The following is a 2,522-nucleotide window of genomic DNA, read 5'->3' as shown; positions in this document are numbered from 1 at the left end:
GGCACTGGTGCGCCAGGCCCCCCATGGAGCGCGGCTGCTGGCGCCGCTGCGCGGGGAGCTTGATATCGCACGGCCTGAGAGTGTGCCACGGATGCTCGCGATGGCGCCGGAGGTCATCGTCAATGCGGCCGCTTACACCGCTGTTGACAAGGCGGAAAGCGAGCCGGAGGCCGCCTATGCGGTCAATGCCACGGGCGCGGAGCACGTGGCCCGCGCCGCCCGCGAGCTAGGCTGTCGCCTGGTGCATCTTTCCACCGATTTCGTCTTCGACGGGAAGCAGGGTCGTCCGTACGCCGCCGAGAGTGAGCCGAATCCGCTGAACGCCTACGGTGCGAGCAAGCTCGCCGGAGAGCAGGCGGTGCGAAGCTGCAAGCCCGATGCGCTGGTGTTGCGCACCGCCTGGCTCTATGCCGAGACCGGCGCCAATTTCGTCCACAGCATGCTGCGGCTCATGCGCACGCGTGAGGCGCTGCACGTGGTGGACGACCAGATCGGCACGCCCACCGCCGTGACGGGTCTCGCCGGGTGTATCTGGCGCGCCATCGAGGTGCGCCTCAGCGGCCTGCACCACTGGACGGATGCCGGGGTCGCGAGCTGGTATGACTTCGCGGTGGCGATACAGCAAACGGCATTGCCGTTGGGTCTGCTGGATCGCTGCGCGGCCGTGCTGCCGGTGCCGAGTACCGCCTATCCGACTCCCGCGCGCCGGCCGCCGTTCAGCGTCCTCGACAAAACCGCCACGTGGCACGCGCTGGGCCTGACCGCCCCGCACTGGCGTATCGCCCTGATGGATACATTAGCCGCGGTATCAGAGGCTTCGCAGTGAGCGTTGCTGAGCATGCGTGCGGGCGAATCGAAAACGTGCTGTGGCGAGCGATCTGAAGCGACTTACCGAGCACGTTTCTCGGCAAGCTTCCCAAGCTTTGTGACTCTCATTCGGATTGCTCGGCGTACAGTCGGGCCATACGGCCTTTACACAAAAGTCCTGCCCGAATTACTATCCGCGCTTACACCGTCAGGCAGTAGATAAGAGATACCTAGAGCACTGCCCGTGAGCAAGATATTGCCTAGACTATGGGGCCACCGGCGCAGCATCGCCATAAGCTTGGCGGCGCTGACCCTGCTCGCCCAACTCATCCTTGCTCTGCACGGTGGCGTACACCTATCCAGCGCCGGCCACGATCACTGCGAGATTGCGCAAATCTCGCATTCCTTTGCCGCTCAGCTTCCCTCCATCCCTTTCCAGCTTGACGTTCCGTGCACTCGGCAGCCGCATGGGCTCGCCAGGCTTTCGGCCTTCGTCGAGCTGGAGCCACGGCTGGGTCCGCCGATTCGCGGGCCACCGCCTTTCTCCCCCCGCGCATTCCGTTTCAAGGGCTAAGGGGCACTGCGACTATCGTCGTTGCGGCGCTGGCCGGAAGCGTTTTGTCTCCTTACGCGAGATGAATCCCGGCTTCCGCTTCGATGACGACGCTGGCAATACACATCTTGAGGTCGCCCCTAAGCATTGACCCCGGCGGCTCCGTGCGGGTCGCTCAATTGCCGTATTGGGGAGACTCGAATCATGCACCGCTACACCGCTTGTATGCTGCTGGCGACGCTGACACCTGTTGTCACGCTGGCACAGGAGACGCAGGACAGCCCGGCTCCTGTCACGCTAGAGGCACTGAAGATTACTGCGCGGCCACCGGGCTCACAAAGTCTTGAACACACGGCTCAGCCAGTGAGTATTCTCTCGGGCGAGGAGCTTGAACGCCAGCAGGCCAATACCCTCGGCGAAACCCTGAACCGTGAGCCCGGGGTGACCGGCACGCAATTCGGCGCCGGTGCGAGCCGGCCGGTGATCCGCGGGCTCGGCGGTCCGCGCCTGCGCGTGATGCGCGACGGCATCGGTACGCTCGATGTCTCGACCATCAGCCCCGACCATCAAACGACGGTCGAGCCGTTCCAGGCCGAGCAGATCGAGATCATGCGCGGCCCGGCAACGCTGCTGTATGGGAGCGGCCTCTCCGGCGGTCTGGTCAATGTCATGACCGGTCGGATCCCCGAGTACGTACCGGAATTCGAGGCCAATCTGCGCACCCAGTACGAGTCTGCCAACAACGGCAAGCTGGCCGGTGTGCGCGTGCGTGGCGGATCCGATCGACTCGCTCTGCATTTCGATGGCCTAGTCCGCGATACCGATGACTACCAGGCCGGGAATGGCACGGTGAACAACAGCTTCGTCGAGACCCGCGACGCCAACTTCGGCACTTCCTGGACCGGTGAGCGCGGTTTTGTCGGCATATCCTACGGCCGCTACGACACGACTTATGGGATCCCAAATGCTGAGGAAGATGACCACGGCCACGGCGATGAGGATGGCGACGACCATGGCCACGAAGATGTTTTTATTGACCAGACGCAGGATCGCTTCGATTTGGCCGGCCGCCTCGACAAGCCAGCCGCCGGACTGCGCAGTATCAGCGTTCGTGCCGGTTACAACGACTACAACCATATCGAGTTCGAGGGTCCGGGTGAGG

The 2,522-nt window shown here is 63.8% G+C and carries 3 protein-coding genes; all 3 read left to right on the top strand.

Annotated elements, in window-relative coordinates:
• Positions 1-826, top strand: an 826-nt coding sequence (gene rfbD, locus AC52Q4_RS16225) for a dTDP-4-dehydrorhamnose reductase (protein WP_495537841.1), incomplete at its 5' end; no start/stop codon positions are given.
• A 225-nt stretch (positions 827-1,051) separates the two neighbouring features.
• Positions 1,052-1,381 carry a hypothetical protein gene (locus AC52Q4_RS16220; protein WP_495537840.1) on the top strand — a complete coding sequence of 110 codons (330 nt, stop codon included), beginning with the start codon at positions 1,052-1,054 and terminating at the stop codon, positions 1,379-1,381.
• 204 nt (positions 1,382-1,585) lie between these two features.
• The coding region (locus AC52Q4_RS16215) for a TonB-dependent receptor (RefSeq protein WP_495537839.1) at positions 1,586-2,522 on the top strand (937 nt) is incomplete at its 3' end.

The organism is Nitrococcus sp., from assembly GCF_059432795.1.
This window is presented reverse-complemented; position numbering and strand designations above follow the sequence as displayed.